The sequence below is a fragment of the Parabacteroides chongii genome, assembly GCF_029581355.1.
Lineage (GTDB): Bacteria > Bacteroidota > Bacteroidia > Bacteroidales > Tannerellaceae > Parabacteroides > Parabacteroides chongii.
Genome location: NZ_CP120849.1, coordinates 4,230,492 through 4,249,351 on the forward strand (window position 1 = coordinate 4,230,492; position 18,860 = coordinate 4,249,351).

The window sequence follows — 18,860 nt, forward strand, 5'->3', positions numbered from 1 at the left end:
TTTTACTTGTTAATGTTTCTCGCGGAATACTGTCGTCCATAATTAGTTAATTACTTTTTACGGCTGCAAAGGTAGAAAAAAGGAATGAATACCAAATAAAAATCGTATTTTTGGCATTCGAAAATTACTAAAGAGAATGGCAGAAGGAACTAAAAATACCGGAAGAGGAAACTCCGGAAAGGGGAAACAAAAACCTGTTGTAGTGTCTGATATGGGACGTCTGCAGCCACAGGCTCGTGAGTTGGAAGAGGCCGTTTTAGGTGCCTTGATGCTTGAAAAAGATGCTTATTCGATCATCAGTGAGATCTTGAAGCCGGAATGCTTTTACGAAAAGTCGCACGAGATGATCTATGCGGCTATTGTGGATCTGGCAGCCAGCCAGCGGCCGGTCGACATGCTGACGGTGACGGAGCAGTTGAGGAAGCGCGGCGAACTGGACCAGGTGGGCGGACCGTTTTATATCTCGCAGCTGACCAGCAAGGTTGCCAGTAGCGCGCATATCGAATATCATGCCCGTATCATCGCCCAGAAATACCTGGCGAGAGAGTTGATCTCTTTCACTGCGATGATCCAGGGAAAGGCTTTTGACGAAACGATCGACGTGGAAGACCTGATGCAGGAAGCGGAAGGAAAACTGTTTGAGATATCCCAGCGGAATGTAAAGAAGGACGTAACCCAGATCAATCCCGTTATCAAGGATGCGATGGATTTGTTGCAGAAAGCGGCGAACCAGAAGGAGGGTCTGAGCGGTACGCGTACCGGTTTCGATGCGCTGGATAAGATCACTTCGGGATGGCAGAATTCCGACTTGATCATTATTGCTGCCCGTCCTGCGATGGGTAAGACGGCGTTCGTTCTTTCCATGGCGAAGAATATGGCGGTGAATCATAATGTGCCGGTTGCTTTGTTCTCGCTTGAAATGAGTAACGTCCAGTTGGTAAACCGTCTGATCGTAAACGTATGTGAGATCCCGGGCGAGAAGATCAAGAGCGGACGTTTGGAAAGTTATGAGTGGGAACAGCTGGACTTCAAGATCAAGGAGTTGTATGATGCACCTATCTATGTGGATGATACGCCGAGTCTTTCGGTGTTTGAGTTGCGTACCAAGGCTCGCCGTCTGGTGCGTGAGCATGGGGTACGATGTATCATCATCGACTACCTTCAGTTGATGAATGCGAGTGGTATGAGTTTCGGTAGCCGTGAGCAGGAGGTAAGTACAATCTCCCGTTCATTGAAAGGGTTGGCGAAGGAGTTGAACATACCGATCATCGCACTGTCGCAGTTGAACCGTGGTGTGGAAAGCCGTCAGGGAGCCGAAGGAAAGCGTCCGCAGTTGGCCGACCTTCGTGAGTCGGGAGCGATCGAGCAGGATGCGGATATGGTTTGTTTTATCCACCGTCCGGAATATTATAAGATCACGGAAGATGAGCGTGGTAACTCGCTGGTTGGCCTGGCAGAGATCATTATCGCCAAGCATCGTAACGGTGCGACAGGTGATGTGCGTCTGCGCTTTAAAGGTGATTATGCGAAGTTTATGAATATAGATGAGGATGTAGCTGTGCGCGAATTTTCATCGAATATGAACAGTAGCGACCCGTTACCTCCGATACCGCCTGCCGGTGCAGATTTCCTGAACCAGGGCAGCAGCAGCGAGGTTCCGTTCTGATCAGTCGAGGATAAGATCATGTGCGGCCTGTTCCCGGATTTGCGAAGGGGACAGGCCGCATTGTTGTTTGGTAAACTTTGTCAGGTGTGCCTGTGATGAGAAATTCCAGTCGAGCGAGATCGTCAGGAAGGACTTGTTCGTGCTCCGGATATCGTCCAGCACACCTTCTGTCTTACGATGTAGCATCCATTGGTAAGCCGGTTCGCTGAAATGCTTCTTGAATTTGCGATTGAATGCCGACAGGCTGATATGAGCCAGGCGGGCAAACTCTTCCACATTCGTCACTTTCTTGTAGTTGGAGAGTACAAAATGGTTGAAATCCGTATCCCGGCTCAGGATCGGATAGAAGAAGGCGGCCAACTGTTCCTTCGCATAATAAGCCCTGAAAAGGATAAACAACTCCTGCAGTTTCATTTCCTGCAGGTGCTTGCATCCGATACCATTTTCCATATACTCGTTGAGCAAGTAGAGGAAAGTCTTTACCTCGCCCTGGAAAGGAAGTGTATTATAACTGTAAGTGATGTCTTTTTTGTGTTCCGATAAAGACTCCAGATGAATGCGGTTGCACAGCCTGATATCGTTGCTGAACCAACAGGCGACCACATGGGATGGCACTTTTATCTCTGCCGAATAGGTACTCCCCGCCGGTATCAAGGCGATCTCATTCTTTTGCAGGATATGCTTCTGGATCGAGTCGTTACTGAACTCTATCTCTCCATCCAGCAGAAAAAGGAGGATGGAGCGGGCATTATCCGGCTCGGTACATTTTACCCCGGGCTGCGGACGGAAAACCTGGAAAGTCCGTTGCACAGGGAACTGAAAATCGTTGCAGGCAACGTGTTCGTGTTTATAAAGAATTCCCATAATCGATAATTGCTTTTTGTATTTATCAGAATTCCACAAAATTAGATGTCGTCCTCTGATCTTTAAGTGCTATAACTAAGTTTGAATAAGACTTCCCAACGTATTATTCGGAATTAGAACAAAATCAGCTTGTGACAAAAGCCTATTTTGATGCTAAAAATCCTGTTTGTGTCGAAATTAGAAACATCATCCTGTTTTCTTGTTTCGAAAAACGCCTTATTCGCTGTTTCCCAGGACAACCTCTTCGATCATCCATGCCCAGAGGTTTGCCATGATCCGCGAATAGTTGTTTGTCAGGTTGCCGTTCGTGTTGTCGATCCGTGAGCTTTTCTTCAGGTCATTGCCGATGCCGACACCGAAAAATTGCATATCGCCGACATATACGATCCGTTTTTTCTTGTCTATCCCCATGATCATCCGGCCGTCGCCTCCCGGATTGGGTGTATAGACAGGAAGGCGGCCTGAACCATCGTCCCTGACTATGTCCTTGAAGACAATAAGCGGCACGATATCGGGATTATGTACCTCCATACGTCCCCACCAGACATCTTCCAGCCAGTATCCGCAACTGGTGATCTCGATATTTTCCGGTGCCGTGAAAGGACCTGTCCGGAAGAAATAACTATTGTCCGCATTGATATCAAACGAAGCGATCATATCCTCACGAACCGGGCCTGTGTCGCCGATCGAAGTGTTCGTTCCTCCGTTGTACCAGTAAGGTGTTACATCATCCCGCAGCAGTTTCAAGACCTGGTAATTGGTTGTTGTGGCATACTCGGGATGACCGTTACTATAACTGTCGGTGATACCTGGATCTTTCCAGTCGAAGCCCAGGACAAGCACCCTGTTCTTGCGTGCCCCGAGCCAGTCCAGTATGCGGCGGGCTGTGGCAGAGTCGGGGCGGGTGTTGTTGGACAGGACCAGGATATCTTGTTGCGACAGCTTTTCGTAAGTCAGCGCATCCTTGATCGTTATTCCGGGAGGGACGGAGGTGTATTCTATGCCTCCGAGTTGTACCATTTTTCCGGGACCGAAATGATTGTCAAGTATGGCACGCATGGCTTTAGCGGTCGTATGATGTAAACCGCCTATCTCGTCGGAGCTTAACACGCGGACGATCTCGTTGCCGTTTCTGTTGGCCGTTTGGGTGATCGTGATCAATATTTTCCAGCGGTTGACATGAATCATCATATATTCCGAGTAATCGGAATAGGTGGTATTCGCTTGTTTGGCACGGAACAGCAATTGTTTTTGTATTTTGTTGTAAGTGTCCGTCCCTTCGATCAGGGAAACTTCAAAACGGTTGCTCGACAAAGAGGTGGATAGTTTACCGCCATCAAGCGGATTACCTTCCGCATCCACCCATTGCAAAAGGTCGCCCGTCAGATCGGTGTCGATGTAGACAACCTCCTGCGAGCCCAACCGGTATTGTAGCTTGACATGACGGGAGGAAACGCCGTAATGATGCTCTCCGTCGAAATACATATCAGTGGTATTCTCATCCCATGGTTCGACGGTGGCGACAATACCCGACGGAACATTTACCGCAGCTTCTTCCGGTGTCTCCCAACCTGCAGTCGATACCTTCTGGATAACAAACATATACCGGTGGTTTCGCAGGATCTGTCCGAACGGATGTCCGGACGGCTTGAAATCGATCCGGTAATATACTGTTTTGGCAGGATGGACACCATCATCATAGATACCTCCGGCTACAAGGCAGGTCGCATCGCTGATCTGCTTTTCGGTAGTCGGAGCCGGGGCTTCCGGAAGATATATCTGTTCGATCGAAGTATCGCCACCTGTAATATTCTGTTGCGGCATGGGGAATCCGACTGGATAGAAAACCGACTGATCGGGTAGGGAAGGTGCATCGACTTTCGGCCCTCCTTCGCTGTTGACAGTCGTGTGGGCAGGGATAAGCTGCAGTTTATCGTACGGACGGAACACCTGTATGCTCTGCAAACGGAAATGTCCTGTCGCATCGTTATTATAGACATCCGCTCTCGCTACGGAGCGCAACATCCTGATCTGTATATCGGCATTGACCTGCCCTGCATCCAGTTTCGGAAGCGAGTATTCGCCGTACATCGGCAGATAGCCGGTGATCAGTTTCGGACTGCCGTTGCCGTTATCCAGTTCGTACACCAGCTTCTCTTTGAGACGGGTTTCCGTATCGCCTGCTTCGGGATATTTCTCTGCTATGGTTTGGCTGGCGTTGGCGATCAGTATGAGCTTGACCGGGTCGTTTGATGATTTGAGCATAGCGGTGAAGGTCGTCGTATTGCTGTTGGGGCGATTAATATTTATTCCTTCTACGCTGTAAAGAAACTGATATTCGGCATCCGCCGACTGCCGGGAGAGCACCAGTATACATATTTCTTCGATCTGTTCTTCCTGTTTCGTGCTCCGGGTTTCCGGCTTTTGGGCAGCAGGTGTGCTGATGGTCAGCCGGACTGCCATCCGGTCTTCCGTGTGCTTGCTGCTTCCTTCGCCGACAAACGTTTCGTCGGTACAGGAAACGGTCGTCAGACCGAATGTCAATAGAAGCAGTAGCCAGATTGTTGTCCGGTTGAAAGCTTGATATCTTTTATTCATAATTAATTACCATTCGACCCATTGCTCTGTCTTGTCCCAGGGGCTTGTTTTGATGTGAACACTGATCTCCTGGCGCAGGTCGATCAGCAGATTGGTTGTCCGGCCGGCCGGAAGAACAATGGGATTTCCATTTAAATCAGAATTTATACTAGCTATAAGTATGTCTTCTCCGTATTCTGCATCCGATCTTCTGTAAAGATTGACAGTCGCGTAATCCTCCCGGCTGCTGTCTGTATGGATCAGGTTGAAGGAGGAGGGAGAGACAAAATCGTTGTTTGCGAGCGTGATGCCGTTTTGCTTGATTACTATTGCATTCGGGATCGGTGTCCCTTTAAAATTATATCCGTTGTTGTTCAGATGGATCGTGAAGTAATAATCTACCGCCTTATGAAGGATAGGAAGACCCCGGACAGTCAGATACATCCGGGCATTTTTCCTGGAAATGATTATTTCTTCATTTCTGATCGGGGATTTAGAGGATTTGCTGATCTGCGCAAAGCCGAAAAAGAGGTCGTCCAATGTCTGAGACTGGTTTTCGTCTTCTTTGACGGATGCGGAGACTGTCGAGTTATCGAGGGTATTGGAAGGTTCCAGCTTAGTGATATACTGGTTCCCATCCAGGTTTCCCCAGACGGACAGCCAGTAGTGATCGATATTTTCGAGCGTGATGGGTATCGGTATTCTTTGCCGGATCTGGTTCGAGTCGGCTCTGACGGTGTACCGATATTGCTCGTCCGCATCAAAGACGAACAGATCGGCGTGGCTGACTTCTCCGGAGTCGGTGATATTTTCTCCGGTGAGTGCATCCACCACTTTTATAGTCACGAAATACTCTTCTTTACACTCCTGTAAACCTTCGCGAATACAGCTTGTCTGCCCCAAAATCAACAACAACAGAACGATAGTCCTGATTGTCGATCTTACCATTCTACATCCTGTACCAGCGGACCTTCCCAACCTTCGGTAGTGACAGTTACCTCGACTGCTGCCGGATCACCCGGACCGTCGGGATCGGTCGTTCCGCTTCCTAATTTCTTCAACGTTACATTTAGTATATAACGGGTGTTCCGTTTGATGAGTGTTCCGTCGGCGGTACCGGAAACGATGCTGTTGATACGGAACGGGAAATGGGTGATAGTCCCTTTATATGTTCCGCTGATGGTCAGCAAGGTTTCTGCTCCTGTTTCCTCGTTCGGGAATACATAGAAGAAATTATCGAAAGATTTGGCAGTTCCGTTCGGCTGATCGGTTGTGATGGCGTCCAACAGATAGTTGTCGGGTGTGGGGACAGCACTTTCCGTACCACCGAATCCGCCGTAAAACGGTATCTCAGACAGGACTGTCTTCGGTCCGATAGTCGCTTTCGACTTTGCTTTCTGGATACTGACATGGGTCAGGACAAACGGTTCGGTGTGTCCGGTTTCCGGGGTAATGGTGACCGAACCCAGTTCGATTTTGGCAACTACGCGTCTGATGCTTACGGTTACCGGGACAGGGCTTCCGCTGGTCAATGTCAATTCTGAGGACTCGCCGCTCATGACAAGACCTGTTGTTGCACGGTTCGCCGGGTTTTGTAATCCGAGGTCGAAAGTAGCCGTTTCAAAGTCAGTATAGTTGCTGACGGCTGGAAATCCGGCGGGGAGGTTGGCGATAACTACTACGCGTTTCGTACCGGCAGTATTCAGCCCGTCAACCTGTGTTGATCCTGCTATACCATTACTGACAGCACCGTCTACCTCTTTTTCCAATACGCCGCTGTTATAACTGAAAACGTAGACTTTATAGTTTACGATCTTCCGTTCGTCGGTTTCGGTATCCGAAGTGTTGCCCGTCGCTTTCGATGACAGGTTTTCACCTTTCAAAGTGATCGTGATAGATGCTTTCTCTCCGTTACCTCCTTCATTCATTTCGTCGTTGCTGCAGGCACTCAATAAAGCCAGTGCAAGCATTCCTGTGATTAATTTACTCGTTGTTCTCATTTTTTTAATAGATTGAAATAAACACTCTTTATATTATTTATGGTTTTGATTCTGCAAATCTACGATGTTGCAATAGTTCTGCTCTTATATAAAAGTGGCGTTCGTTTATATATTCCGATCTAATAATATAAATATTTAAAGAACAATTAAATATGATGGCGTAAAAATCAGTGGTTAGGGAATATATTTGGCAAATGTATGGTGTTTATATTATTCGTATTCCTTATCTTTGCTTCTGTTTAATTAAAACATGAATAACTATGAAAATACAGATTAAAAGCCCTCCGTACCCTAAATCTCACGAATATATGTTTCGATGACTACTGAATGGCAGTTTGAAATACTTTCAGCTGTAACCCCTTTGGATTATATGAAATCGTGGTAATATTTCTATTATTATTGTTGTATCAATAGAAATATTACTACATTTGTAATGTAAAACAATAAGTGATAGTTATGAAATCAACAGAACTTCACAGACGTTTTATTGCGGCAGGATGGAAATTCCTTTATGCCGAGGGTTCTCACTATTTCTATGAAAAGAACGGGATTAAGTCAGAACCGATTCCTTACCATGGAGCAAAAGAAATGGGTAAGGGATTAGCGAACAAGATTATTAAAAAGTATGGAATTTAAGCCTCATACTTCAGTAAGGATAAACAATTAAATGAAAGATATGGAAACGATTAAGATTGTTATTGAGAAGACTTCCGATTATTTCAGTGGCTATTCTGATAACTGTGATGGCATCTATGGAGCTGGCGACAGTATTCAGGCTGTGAAAGATAATATACTGGAAGCGATACGACTTATCAAGTCCGATCTGCCGGTTTCACAATGGCCGGATCAAATAAAAGGGGAGTATAAGTTGGAATTTAAACTGGATGTACAAAGCTTTCTGGAATATTATTCCGGTATTCTTTCCCTGTCGGGTCTTGAAAAGATCACAGGCATAAATCAAAAACAATTATCCAATTATTTGAACCATAAGAGCAAACCTCGCCGTGAACAGGTCGAACGTATCTCCAACGGACTACATAAGTTCGCGAACGAACTTCTTAGTATAACTTTATAGTCATATCTTGATACCATTATTTTTGTTTGCTTTATGTTACCTTTGTGATTGTTGTATGATATAATATCAGGTTTATGAAACGTCCGGAAATAGTGAAAGCAATAAAGAAAGTATTAAAACAGGTGGCTCCCGATGCTACTGCAATTCTTTATGGCAGTGAAGCACGTGGCGACGCACGGCCTGATAGTGATATAGACTTCTTCCTTTTCCCAATTTCCCTATAATTTCCCCTTTCACAGAAAAAATAGAACAGACTTGCAGATGAATATGGACGGTATCAAAGCCGATGCTAATGATACAATGGATATCACGGTCCGTTTCAAAGTAAAAGATACACCCGAAGACGTAGCCCGCTTGATGGATGAATATAATAAACAGATTTAATAATCTTAAAAATCAAAGATCATGAATGAAGAAACAAAGAAACAGGAAAATCCCGAACAGGAGCCTGAACAAGGTAATTCTGCTGGCAAGCCAGTAGTGGAGCAAGCGATTACAAATCTGATAAAAAAACCTCAGGTTCAATCTGTAGATGGTGGCAATGATACACCCGCACCAAATCCTGATCCCCAAAAGAATGTTGGTGATAGTGCGGCTGATAAATTCAAAGGATTACCTATGCGTGAATTAATCGGTGGCCCGTTGTTTGCCGCTGCTGAGGCACAGGAGAAGCTTGCTGCTATTGCATTAGATGCATTCTATGGAGAGGGTGAAGAAGGAACAAAGGGAGATACACGTATCTTAAAGTTCAAACTAAATCGCCCTGTTGAACAAGACGGAGCAATTAAACCAATGGAGCAAACAGTGGAGGCCCCCTTTATCGGATTAGTACCTATTCCATCCTTGTTGATTGACCGTGTCGATATCGATTTCCAGATGGAAGTGACGGAGACAAATTCAGAAAAGTCTACCTCCTCTGCAGATGTATCCACCAATATTCAGCCAAATGGTTCTTCCCGTGAAAATACCCGTTCAACGAATCAGACTGCAAAGTATCAGGTGCATGTGTCAGCCAGCCAGCAACGTCAAACTGAAGGTTTATCGAAGCTGATGGATATTATGGCAAGTTGCATCGAGCCGATACCGGCATCAGCTAAGCCTGAGCCTGACCCTAAACCTGAGTCTTAAAGGTTTTGATAATTAATTGTTTAATCAGGAAGAGGACGGGATGTGAGCGTCCTTTTCTCTTTTTAAATTGAAAAACACATGATGGATAGTGTTGAAAAATTGGTGTTCTATGGGGAATAGAAAAAATCGTTCGATTTGCCTGTCTCTTCCTATACGCCCGGTTTGCTGGCTTCGCCGCTTCATTTTTGGATACCCGAATTTGTAACTTTTCTTGCGGGGAAGGAGCTGATTATGCAGGAGGCATTGTTCTCTACAGCGATTGATGGGGAACGTTGTGCGGAAAGACTAGGAGGTGTGCCTAAAAAACAAATAGTAAGCGAGTTTTTGTTTTGACACACCGCCTTCCTAAAATCAAGATCAACTATTTATTTGTTTTTCGATCTCATTCAGCAGATTAACCCTTTCCAGAGAGAATGTGTTATCATGTGTCTGTAGATATTCCAGCAATTCTTTTGCCCGGCGGAGTATATTTGGTTGGTTCTTCGGTTGCAGGTAGCTACTTTCGATCAAGGTTTTGATCGCTATTTCAAGACGTAGGATACCGTTCTTCTCTTCGCTGTCGAGGAAACGGAGGATATCGTCGGGAGCTGTTGTCATCAGGAAATCCTGATCTAGTTTCAGGTTCTCGAAAACGGTCTGTATCAGCTCCGGATTCTTTCCGGCAGCATTGTTATTTCGATTGAAGATTACCTGGGCAATCATCTTGCCCAGTTCTTCTATCTGTACCATGATTAAATCTCTTTTCAGCATATTGGATGAATTTTATTCTATTGTAACACTAATGATCCGTATATCTTTTTTGGGGCGGTCATATTGATCTTTCGGCTGGTTGGCAATAACATCCAACACATCGAAGCCTTCTGTCAGTTCACCGAAGATCGTATAAATACCGTCCAGATGATGGCATCCGCCGACTGTCGTGTATGCTTTCCGTTCTTCTTCTGTAAAGATCAGGTGACCCGGTGTCGCCAAAATCATGGAATCGATTTGGGCATTCACTGCTGTTACTCGTTTGTTATATTCCCGTTTGTTGCTTTGTTTCAACATTTTCAGGTCTACGGCAACAGGACGGTAGAATTTATCCAGCGCCTTTTTCCGTATATCCTGGTTGGCGATCAGCTCCAGAGTATCCAGTTCCCCGTTGCGATATACTTTTCCCTGTACGATAAAGAATTGCGACATATCCGATTTCTTTTCCGGATTGACATCGTCATTCTGGCGCGGGGCAGCGAGAGCACCTCTCTTGTGGAAATATTTATCTTTCAGCTCCGGCATGATCTCCGCTGACGAATCGCCGAAACCACAACGTGCCCCGGCGGGAGCGTTTTTTGAATCGGGCGCTCCTCCCTGGATCATGAACTCTTTGATGACACGGGTAAAAAGCGTACCGTTAAATTCACCCTGCTGGGCGCGATTAATAAATGTACGTACATGATTCGGTACATCGTCGTATAGCCGGGCCTTCATGGTCCCGACGTTCGTTTTGATAGTCACTGCTTTTTCTGAGCTTTGAGCGTTAAGACTTGCAGCTGCCAGTAAGAAAGCCAGTGTCAAGCTGTATAATCTTTTCATGAACATTTATTTTTTTCTCGGGTAAAGATAGTGTTTATGTTGTTAAACACAAACTTAATGGCTACCTTTGCGAACTTTATTTGATGGCGAAAAGATTTTTTAATATAATATTATGAATTGGATCAATGATTTGTTATGGGGAGAAGGCATTGGGCACTCCATCCTGCTGCTGTCGTTTGTTATTGCGGCGGGTATTCAGTTAGGAAAAATTAAAGTGTTTGGTGTATCGCTGGGGATTACACTGGTTCTGTTCGTGGGGATTATTCTCGGACACTTTGGTTTTACAATCAATCACAATGTGATTCACTTTTTCAAAGAATTCGGTTTGATACTGTTTGTCTACTCGGTGGGTATGCAGGTTGGTCCGGGATTCTTCTCTTCATTTAAAAAAGGAGGTGTTACATTGAATATGCTGGCTTGCGGAATTGTATTTCTAGGAGTTCTTACAGCTATTATTCTCCATTATGTTACGAATATCCCGATGTCGACGATGGTGGGGATTTTGTCAGGTGCAGTAACTAATACTCCTGGTCTGGGTGCGGCACAACAGGCTTATTCGGACATGCATGGAGTTACAGACAATACGATTGCATTGGGATATGCTGTTGCTTATCCATTGGGTGTGATTGGTATTATTCTTTCCATCATTTTTGTTCGTTACGTCTTTCGTGTCAATTTCGATAAGGAAAACGAACAGTTGAATAACGAAGATACTTCGCATGCTAACGAGGCTAAGCCTGTTTCTTTGATTGTAAAGAACCCGGCAGTGTTTGGTAAAACAATCGGAGAGTTATCTGCTTTATTGGAACATCGTGATTTTGTTATATCTCGTATATGGCATGACAGTAACAAGCAAATAGAGATTGCTTCAGCCAATGTCCGTTTGCAAGAAAATGATAAGATATTCGTTATTACAACTGAACAGGATGCGGAAACGATTAAAACCTTTGTCGGCGAAGAGATCGATATGGAGCGTAAACAGTGGATTCGTATGGAAAGCCAGTTTATCAATCGCCGTATCCTGATCACAAAACCGGAGCTGAATGGTAAGCGTTTGGGGCAACTAAAATTACGTAAATTGTATGGAATCAATATTACCCGTATAACCCGTGCCGGTGTGGATTTGGTGGCAACTCCGACTTTGACGCTTCAGGTGGGCGACCGTGTGAATGTAGTGGGTACTGAAACTGCTGTAACCAATGTGGAAAAGGTGCTGGGTAACTCTATGAAGCGTCTGAACGAACCGAATTTGATCACTATTTTTGTCGGTATCGCTTTAGGTATTATCCTGGGAAGTATTCCTATCACTTTCCCTGGTATTCCTCAGCCGGTAAAACTTGGATTGGCAGGCGGTCCGCTGATCGTAGCTATCCTGATCAGTCGTTTCGGATATAAGTATAAGTTAATCACCTATACGACTCAAAGTGCCAACCTGATGTTGCGTGAGATCGGTATTACTTTATTCCTTGCCTGTGTCGGTATCAGTGCAGGAGACGGTTTTGTCGACACGATCGTAAATAATGGAGGTTTCGCCTGGATCGGTTATGGTTTTATTATTACTACTGTACCTTTGCTTATCATCGGTTGTATCGGTCGTTATTTCTGCAAAGTAAATTATTTCACGTTAATGGGTCTGATTGCCGGTAGTACGACCGACCCGCCTGCATTGGCTTATTCCAATGCAACGGCAGGAAATGATGCTCCTTCTGTGGGTTATGCAACAGTTTATCCGCTGACCATGTTTCTGCGTGTGTTGACTGCACAGTTGCTGATATTGTTCTTTGCGTAAACAAGTAAATTCAATAAATATTCGCCATACTCACCAATGGTTCGTATAATTTCTCGATATCCTGTGCATCAATTTCTAGTGTGAGTTGGTCGCCAGGCAGGATCGTTTGGCCGGCAGGAGGGAAGTCCTTGCGGTCGCGGTGGATGTTGATGATGATACAGTTGTTTGGCAGGTGTAGTGTGTTTACTTGTTTCCCGTCGAAATAAGAACCTGCCATCACTTCAACATCGAGCTTTAGCCGTTTTTCCTCCTGGAAGATCGGCTTTTTGATCATCTCTTCGTAAAACATCACATTGAAAGGCTTTATTTCCAGAAGTTCCGTGAAATAGTAAGTTAATCCTCCGACAACGATCGAAGGGTAGAAAACTTCGAAATGACCGGTAATCTCTGTGATCAGAATAATGGCAGTGATAGGAGTACGCACTACGGCAACTAGAAAAGCAGCCATCCCGATCAGCATGACATAACTGATATTCTCCGGTGCTATAATGCCCTGTTGTACCAGTAACAAGGCACATATCTTTCCCAATAATCCGCCGGTAACCAATGTCGGGATAAAACTTCCTCCCGGGAGTCCCGATGAAAAAGAGTAGACGGTGAATACCATATGCAGCAACATCATTCCGGTAATCCATAAAATACTTTCTTTTCCGCCTAATGCCTGTTGCATCAGGAACTGTTCGCCGCCGCCGGTCAGGTCCGTCAGTGTCAATGAAATGGCATATGCCATGATCAGTAACCCCAGCAGCTTGATATATTCAGGTTGTTTTATGGCAGGATACAGCCTTTTCACATAAAGCATCAGCAATGAGTAGAACTTGCCGAAAACGGAGACGATAACAGCGAACAGGAGAAATAGCTTGAGTTGTACTTCGAATGAAAGATCCGGAGCGACAGCATTTATTTCGTGGTAAGGATTTATTGGAAATATCATATTGGCAATGCCTCCGGCAACAACCCCTGCCAGAATGGTCGTGATGGCTGTCTTGGGAGCATCGAAACGTTCGATCGACTCGATCACCAGGGTGGCAGCGGCTAATGGAGCGGCAAAAGCTGCCGCCAATCCGGCACCTGCCCCTGCTGCCAGCAATTGTTTCCGTTCACCGCTCAGGATATGTCCCCATTTGCCGACGAGGTCACCGATGTACGATCCCATCTGGACAGACGGTCCCTCACGTCCCATGGACAGACCGCTGCTCAATGTCAGTACTCCACCGGCAAACTTAGCCAGCAATTGTCGTAGAGAGTGCTTGTATACGATCCTGCCATTGATCGCCCCTCGTGTCTGTGAAATACCTCCACCCGATATATAAGGCCAGCGTTTTACCAGCCAGGAAACGAAAATGAGTACGCCCCAGAAGATGAAAAATACGATAACGTGAAGATACCAGGGAGGAGACGACTCGAAGAAGTCTTTCCGGTAGTTGTAGAAAAGCTGTAATAAATAGTGATAAGGAACTGCTACCAACCCGGTTAGCAACCCTACGATAAGGCTCACGAAATAGAGCCTGGCATCTACCAGTTTCAGCTTTAATATCCTCCAGTTTACCTTCATAAGCTCGATAAAAACAAGACTGAATTGGCTTTGGTTTAGAGAAAATAGTATCTTTGTGTATTGTTGAATTAAAATAGAATAGATTATTATGGATACCCCGAGATACAAAACGATTATCAGTGTATTAAACTCATCCTGTGAAGGTTTCGATGAATATGTAGAAATGAGCAAGCGGATCAGCCTGTTTATTGAAACAGACGGAGCAAGTGAATCCGGCGGGATGATGGATGAAAGTTATATAGGGCAGTTTGCTGTTCTTCAAGATAAGCTTTATAAACTGGCACTGGAAAAGAAAAAGAACGAATCGTGTTAAAAGTGTTATTATGAAAAAGAAATGGTTGTGTTTGATTTTTAGTTTAGGACTGGTGGTGCAAAGTGGGTTTGCACAGGAAAAAACGCTGAAGATGTGGTATGACGAACCTTCGGACGACTGGATGAAATCGTTGCCCATCGGCAACGGACGGTTGAGCGGAATGGTGTTCGGAGGCATAGAAAAAGATAATATAGCCTTCAACGAGATCACGCTCTGGTCCGGACAGCCCGATCCGGAACAGGAGAAACCTTTCGGAAAAGAGGCATGGAGAAATATACAGCAGATGTTTCTGGATGGTAAGTTGGAAGAAGGGAATGCCCTGGCTTCGGAAAAGCTGGTCGGCGTTCGCAATTCTTTTGGAACACATGTCCCTTTCGGTGATATAGAACTGACTTTCAAGCAAGGAAACGGAGCGGTAGAAAGTTATATCCGTTCGCTTGATCTTGCCAGGGGAGTTGCATCCGTAACCTATCAGCAGGGTGGTGTGACCTATACTCGTGAATATTTTTGCTCCAATCCGGCTAATGTTCTGGTGGTACGTCTTAGTGCATCAGAGAAAGGAAAACAGCATTTGGAAGTCGGTTTGAATCCGTTAAGGAAATCTGTTGTAACGACGGAAGGAGATGCCGTCTCTTTTTCCGGACAGGTAGATTTTCCAACCTTTGGTCCCGGCGGTGTAAACTTCTACGGGAAAGTGAAAGTCCTGGCAGAAGGAGGCACTATCAGACAGAATAAGGAAAGCCTGTCTGTGGAAAATGCCGATGAAGTAGTCCTTATAGCAGACCTTCGTACGGATTTTGTGCCGGGAGATATGAAGGAGATGGTTTTGTCTACAGTGGATGATGCCGGAAAGAAAGGAGTTGAAACATTAAAGCAGGAACATGAAGCGGATTTCAGTCGCCTGTTCAACCGTGTCGCTCTTTCTTTGGGTACAGCGAAGAATGATATTGCTACGGATGAGCGTCTGAAATTGCTGAAAGAAGGGAATAACGACCCGGATCTGATAGCCCTGTTTTGCCAGTACGGACGCTATCTGTTGATCTCCTCATCACGCGAAAATTCTCCGTTGCCAGCCAACCTTCAGGGAATATGGAACGATAACCTGGCATGCAATATGGAATGGAGTTGCGACTATCACCTGGATATTAATACACAGCAGAACTACTGGGCTGCCAATGTCGGCAATCTCAGCGAGTGTAATGTTCCTCTGTTCAATTATATAGGTACATTGGCCGAAGCCGGAGCAAAAACGGCAAAGACTGTTTATGGCTGTGACGGCTGGGTCGCTCATACGATGGCGAACGTATGGGGATTTACAGCTCCGGGCTGGGGAACAGGCTGGGGACTTCATCCTACGGGCGGTGCGTGGCTGGCATCTCATCTATGGGATTATTATCGTTTTACTAAAGACGAAGTGTTCCTGCTGAGAGCCTATCCGGTTCTGAAACAATCTGCTTTGTTCTTTCTTGACTATATGATAGAAGATCCGAATAGCGGTTATTTGGTTACCGGACCGTCTACTTCACCCGAAAATGCATTCCTTTGGAACGGCAAACAGTTGCCGCTTTCCATGATGCCGACTTGTGACAGGGTGATTGTTTATGAGATATTGAATGCCTGCCAGAGCGCTGCAGAGTTATTACAGGTAGATGAAGAATTAAGAGGTCGTGTGATCGATGCTCTCGACCGGTTACCTCCTTTTAAAATAGGGAAATACGGCCAGCTTCAGGAATGGCAGGAAGACTATGAAGAGGCTGTTCCTAACCACCGCCATACCAGCCATCTGCTGGCTTTGTATCCGTATGCACAGATAACACCGGAAGAAACACCCGAGTTGGCAAAAGCCGCTGCTGTGACTATCGAACGGCGCTTGAATGCAGCCGACTGGGAAGATGTGGAATGGAGCAGGGCGAATATGATTAATTTCTTTGCCCGTTTGAAAGATAGCCGGAAAGCCAGGGAAAGTGTGCTGGGGTTGATCAACGACCTGAGCCGTGAGAATATGCTGACGATCTCTCCGAAAGGCATAGCCGGTGCTCCGACGGATATATTTGTTTTTGACGGAAATGAAGCCGGTGCTGCCGGTATTATGGAGATGTTGCTTCAAAGCCATGAAGAATATGTGGAACTTCTCCCATGCTTGCCGGAAGAATGGAACACTGGCAGTTATAAAGGTTTGTGTGCCCGCGGAGGTTTTCAGGTAGATCTATCCTGGAATGACGGAGCCGTAAAACATGCACAGGTTACAGCTACAAACGATAACACCTTAAAGTTGAAGTTACCCGAACGGACCGGACGTGAGAAATATTATAAAAACAAGAAAATGTTCGATCCGATCCTTCTCCCTTATGGCATCGTCAGAGTAGATTTGCAAAAGGGAGATATCTTTGAAGTCGCTTATAATTGATTGAAGTCTGATGCCGGGTTAATCCAGCATCAGACTCATATAGGCTTCCCGGTTCGGGTATCCCATAACGATCCGGGTAAATGTTTGAATATCCATATCCTTCAGGTTTTGTTCCGTAAAAGGACTCTCCTTATGCGTAGACAGCCAGTGGTGTCTTAACCGTTCGGTGTCGATAACGCGTGCCATGCCGAAGGGACGTGTAGCCGGTACGACCGGAGGTGTTTTGTAAGTCGCCCGGTTCACATTGTTCTGTAAGGTTGCTTCTTGCAGTAAAAGGTTTGCTACCCGGTCGTCATCGTAGAAGAACTCTTTTACATATACCTGCTTTTTCTCTTTCGGAAGCGTAGCGTCCGGCGGGAGAACGAAAGCCATGCCGATCGGCTGGTCTTTTTCATTCAAAGCGGTAAGCATTTGTCCTCCGTCCAGTTGCAAATCGCGCAGGATCGTAATGAAATCGTCCTGGGTATGCAGGACACAGCATTTTCTTTCACGGATTTTCCGGTTGAAGTAATCATATAATTTATCGATGGAAGGGACTTCCGGCGGAACGACTGTGATCTGCGGTGCATAGACCGGTGTCTCCGGACGTATGTAAAGCTCTTCGGAGCAATCGAACGCTTCCGTATATCCTTGTTCCCTGTAATAGTCGAACAACCAGGGATCAGCGGGGATCAGGGCGGTTACGGCAACCGACCGGTATTTCATTTCTTCAAATGCATTCTGCAAAAGTTCCCGCATAAGACCTTTACCCCGCATGGATGGGAGGGTGCAAGCTCCGGAAATATAAGCCACGGATATCTCTGTACCGTAATAGGTCATTGTGTAAGGCAGCATCTGCAAGGCAGATACCACCTGTCCGTTCTTTTCGATGACCAGTGTGTTTTCTTCTTTGTACACCCGGTCGAAATAAAGGCGAATAAACTCTTCCGAATCATTGAACGAGAGACGCCATAGATCGATTATTTGCTGCTTGTTCATCTTGTTTATTGTTTTGCGTTTTCTTAATCGCGGCACTCTTCTCTAATAGTATGACCGGGTTGTAAGAAAGTTTTGCTTGCCGCAACCCCGGGATACCGAGATCCTCTTCGCGGTTCACGTAGATGAATTTTTCCGGCAGGCGTGAAGCGAATTCCTGGTTGATAACAGTGTAAGCCCCTTCATAGTTCACATCCGCTTTTTCTACATGTACTCCGAACGTGTCATGGTTGATCGGTGCTCCGAAGGTGAAGGCGATTACTTTCCCGTCTACCAGCAGTGCACCTCCGAGTAAGCCCAGTTCGTCGAAGTGGTTGAGTGCGTACGTCATGGAAATACGTTCGTAGTTCAAGTCTTCGGCATCGTCTTCCGTCTTGTTTGCCTTGTACCAGGTACATTCCAGTTTCAGGCACTGCGTGATCAGATCGGGAGTGATAGGCGCATATTCGTATTCATACCTTTTTTTGAAATTATTAATATGGTTGCGCTTCGACTGATACTTTTTGCCTTTCAGCAAAGACAGGTCTTCACGCAGGTAGATATAGTCGAAATAATCGCGTTCGGGGATATAGAAGAATCCGCCGGGCAGCGCCTGTTCCAGCATATCTTTGGCATCCGGTGTGACACCCAACATGCAAAGCGGGTGCCCATGTGCCAGGGAGTCCGTTTCGAGTAACTCCAATGCATGTTTCAGGTCACCCCTTCCGGCAGGTGTCATGTAAACGAGACGGCTTTTATCTTCTATCCAAAAACGGATCAGCAAAAAATCGTCGACAACGGCAAATTCGGTTTCATACAGAAAACGCCAGCTGCAAATGTTGGCAAACGAGTAATCGCAATTGCGATAGTTATGAGGATAAATGAATGATGTGATAAGCTCTTTATCCTCTATTTTAATTGGTTTAAAAGGAATCTTCATACTTTTCTTTTTGTCGTACA

The 18,860-nt window shown here is 45.7% G+C and carries 17 protein-coding genes and 2 pseudogenes; 10 read left to right on the forward strand and 9 right to left on the reverse strand.

All coding sequences use genetic code 11. From position 1 onward, the window contains the following. The first annotated feature begins 136 nt into the window (after positions 1 to 136). Positions 137 to 1,666 (forward strand): replicative DNA helicase, encoded by a 1,530-nt coding sequence (dnaB, locus tag P3L47_RS15825; protein WP_258916739.1) that lies wholly within the window; start codon positions 137 to 139, stop codon positions 1,664 to 1,666. Here dnaB and P3L47_RS15830 read toward each other — a convergent pair whose 3' ends face one another. The 4 genes from P3L47_RS15830 to P3L47_RS15845 form a co-directional block, all read right to left on the reverse strand. Then, positions 1,667 to 2,530, reverse strand: coding sequence for an AraC family transcriptional regulator (locus P3L47_RS15830; protein ID WP_277781427.1), 864 nt, complete (start codon positions 2,528 to 2,530; stop codon positions 1,667 to 1,669). It abuts the gene before it with no gap. A 216-nt stretch (positions 2,531 to 2,746) separates the two neighbouring features. After that, positions 2,747 to 5,128 (reverse strand): hypothetical protein, encoded by a 2,382-nt coding sequence (locus tag P3L47_RS15835; RefSeq protein ID WP_277781428.1) that lies wholly within the window; start codon positions 5,126 to 5,128, stop codon positions 2,747 to 2,749. Positions 5,129 to 5,134: 6 nt separating this feature from the next. Further along, positions 5,135 to 6,055, reverse strand: a complete 921-nt coding sequence (locus P3L47_RS15840; protein ID WP_277781429.1) for a FimB/Mfa2 family fimbrial subunit — start codon at positions 6,053 to 6,055, stop codon at positions 5,135 to 5,137. Beyond that, a complete protein-coding gene (locus P3L47_RS15845; protein WP_277781430.1) occupies positions 6,049 to 7,107 on the reverse strand; it encodes a fimbrial protein in 1,059 nt (352 codons plus the stop codon). Before P3L47_RS15845 ends, P3L47_RS15840 begins: the two co-directional genes overlap by 7 nt. Before the next feature lie 456 nt (positions 7,108 to 7,563). On the opposite strand from P3L47_RS15845, the gene P3L47_RS15850 reads away from it, so the two are divergent. The 6 genes and pseudogenes from P3L47_RS15850 to P3L47_RS15875 form a co-directional block, all read left to right on the forward strand. Further along, positions 7,564 to 7,743, forward strand: coding sequence for a type II toxin-antitoxin system HicA family toxin (locus P3L47_RS15850; RefSeq protein ID WP_075557305.1), 180 nt, complete (start codon positions 7,564 to 7,566; stop codon positions 7,741 to 7,743). Positions 7,744 to 7,783: 40 nt separating this feature from the next. Beyond that, entirely contained in the window at positions 7,784 to 8,182 is a 399-nt protein-coding gene (locus P3L47_RS15855) for a type II toxin-antitoxin system HicB family antitoxin (RefSeq protein ID WP_075559962.1), read from the forward strand. Between the two features lie 74 nt (positions 8,183 to 8,256). Then, positions 8,257 to 8,388: pseudogene (locus P3L47_RS15860) on the forward strand (nucleotidyltransferase domain-containing protein); the annotation flags it as partial. Between the two features lie 55 nt (positions 8,389 to 8,443). After that, on the forward strand, positions 8,444 to 8,566 hold the full coding sequence (locus P3L47_RS15865; RefSeq protein WP_277781431.1) for a hypothetical protein: 123 nt from the start codon (positions 8,444 to 8,446) through the stop codon (positions 8,564 to 8,566). A gap of 21 nt (positions 8,567 to 8,587) precedes the next feature. Continuing rightward, positions 8,588 to 9,310, forward strand: coding sequence for a DUF2589 domain-containing protein (locus P3L47_RS15870; protein WP_277781432.1), 723 nt, complete (start codon positions 8,588 to 8,590; stop codon positions 9,308 to 9,310). A 120-nt stretch (positions 9,311 to 9,430) separates the two neighbouring features. Next, positions 9,431 to 9,643: pseudogene (locus tag P3L47_RS15875) on the forward strand (hypothetical protein); the annotation flags it as partial. Positions 9,644 to 9,667: 24 nt separating this feature from the next. On the opposite strand, the gene P3L47_RS15880 reads toward P3L47_RS15875, so the two are convergent. After that, entirely contained in the window at positions 9,668 to 10,060 is a 393-nt protein-coding gene (locus tag P3L47_RS15880) for a hypothetical protein (RefSeq protein ID WP_277781433.1), read from the reverse strand. A gap of 12 nt (positions 10,061 to 10,072) precedes the next feature. Beyond that, positions 10,073 to 10,882 (reverse strand): peptidylprolyl isomerase, encoded by an 810-nt coding sequence (locus tag P3L47_RS15885; RefSeq protein WP_277781434.1) that lies wholly within the window; start codon positions 10,880 to 10,882, stop codon positions 10,073 to 10,075. 112 nt (positions 10,883 to 10,994) lie between these two features. Between P3L47_RS15885 and P3L47_RS15890 the strand changes: the two genes are divergently transcribed. After that, a complete protein-coding gene (locus P3L47_RS15890) occupies positions 10,995 to 12,671 on the forward strand; it encodes a putative transporter (protein ID WP_277781435.1) in 1,677 nt (558 codons plus the stop codon). A gap of 10 nt (positions 12,672 to 12,681) precedes the next feature. Here P3L47_RS15890 and P3L47_RS15895 read toward each other — a convergent pair whose 3' ends face one another. After that, entirely contained in the window at positions 12,682 to 14,226 is a 1,545-nt protein-coding gene (locus P3L47_RS15895) for a ClC family H(+)/Cl(-) exchange transporter (RefSeq protein WP_277781436.1), read from the reverse strand. Positions 14,227 to 14,314: 88 nt separating this feature from the next. On the opposite strand from P3L47_RS15895, the gene P3L47_RS15900 reads away from it, so the two are divergent. Beyond that, positions 14,315 to 14,539, forward strand: coding sequence for a hypothetical protein (locus P3L47_RS15900; protein ID WP_122359805.1), 225 nt, complete (start codon positions 14,315 to 14,317; stop codon positions 14,537 to 14,539). Between the two features lie 10 nt (positions 14,540 to 14,549). Further along, positions 14,550 to 16,946: a glycoside hydrolase family 95 protein gene (locus P3L47_RS15905; RefSeq protein ID WP_277781437.1), complete on the forward strand. Its 2,397-nt coding sequence runs from the start codon at positions 14,550 to 14,552 to the stop codon at positions 16,944 to 16,946. An 18-nt stretch (positions 16,947 to 16,964) separates the two neighbouring features. Here the strand turns inward: P3L47_RS15905 and P3L47_RS15910 are convergent, their stop codons facing one another. Both P3L47_RS15910 and P3L47_RS15915 read right to left on the reverse strand, forming a co-directional pair. After that, positions 16,965 to 17,924, reverse strand: coding sequence for a GNAT family N-acetyltransferase (locus tag P3L47_RS15910; RefSeq protein ID WP_277781438.1), 960 nt, complete (start codon positions 17,922 to 17,924; stop codon positions 16,965 to 16,967). Beyond that, positions 17,878 to 18,840: a DUF2156 domain-containing protein gene (locus P3L47_RS15915; RefSeq protein WP_122359808.1), complete on the reverse strand. Its 963-nt coding sequence runs from the start codon at positions 18,838 to 18,840 to the stop codon at positions 17,878 to 17,880. The genes P3L47_RS15910 and P3L47_RS15915 overlap by 47 nt, the downstream gene beginning before the upstream one ends. Positions 18,841 to 18,860: the final 20 nt, after the last annotated feature.